This is a genomic window from Vibrio sp. Vb0937 (assembly GCF_033338855.1).
In genome coordinates this window covers 1-1,112 of record NZ_JAWOTK010000377.1, presented here as the reverse complement: position 1 = coordinate 1,112, position 1,112 = coordinate 1, and the positions used below count along the sequence as shown (strand labels likewise).

The 1,112-nt window shown below is 46.0% G+C and carries 1 protein-coding gene; it reads right to left on the bottom strand.

What is annotated here, in order from left to right; translation table 11 throughout:
* Window positions 1-1,112: bifunctional 23S rRNA (guanine(2069)-N(7))-methyltransferase RlmK/23S rRNA (guanine(2445)-N(2))-methyltransferase RlmL (gene rlmKL / locus R7P67_RS25845; RefSeq protein ID WP_318086455.1), on the bottom strand; the 1,112-nt coding region annotated here is incomplete at both ends.

The following is a 1,112-nucleotide window of genomic DNA, read 5'->3' as shown; positions in this document are numbered from 1 at the left end:
TTTACTTCATCGGCACTACGTTCTGCGATGCTGTAGTTTTTTTGGTGACACGGTAACGCACCATTGTTTAATTTGAATTGCTTATCTGCACGCATGCGAAGACAGCTCAGCAACTCATCTGAACTAGAGAAAATAGACGCTTTGCAGCCACCAAATTCTGCTTTCAATTGGCCACCAAACGCGGTGTAAAGCGCAATCAGACCTGGCTCTGTACCCAAACGTTCGCCGTAAGGTGGGTTAGATACAATCACACCATTTTCAAAACCTGCAGGTCGCGTAATAGTTGCCGCATCGCCTTGAGCAAACTCAATCAGTTCCTCAACCCCTGCTCTGCGAGCGTTCTCTTGTGCAACTTTCAGAACTTTCGGGTCGTTATCGAAGCCAAAAAACTTAGCGTCAACTTTCTTGACACCGCGTCTAGCCTGAACGTTTGCTTCTGATTTGATTTCAGCCCATGTATCTGGCTCAAAGTCTTCAAGTGATTCAAAGCACCATTGCTTTCGTTTTACACCAGGAGCCATATTTGCAGCCATCATTGCCGCTTCAATCAGTAACGTACCAGAACCACACATTGGATCGAGAAGTGGCTGATGACTGTCCCAACCACAACGCATAATGATCGCCGCTGCTAATGTTTCACGAAGTGGTGCACGGCCAGATTCCGGACGGTAGCCACGTTGATGAAGGCCACTGCCTACCATATCAACACCTAAGATAGCTTTATCTTTGTGAAGGCGAACATGAACGCGAATATCAGGACGTTCTTTGCTGATGTTTGGTCGAGGTAAGCCTTTCTTCTCAAAGCAATCAACGATGCCATCTTTTACTTTCATCGCGCCGTACTGACTGTTGCGGATCTCGCGGTTGGTACCGTTAAAGTCCACAACGAAACGCTTAGAACTGTGGAATTGATTCACCCAGTTAATTGACGAAGTCGATAGGTATAGATCCATGTCGTCGTTACAAGTGAATTCAGATAAAACACGTACAAATCGTGATGCCAAGCGGCTCCACAAACAACAACGATAGATTTGCTCATTCGTGGCTTTAAATTTTACGCCCGCCTGTACTGGTTTCGCGTTTTCAATGCCTAGTTTAGTCAGTTCTTCAAC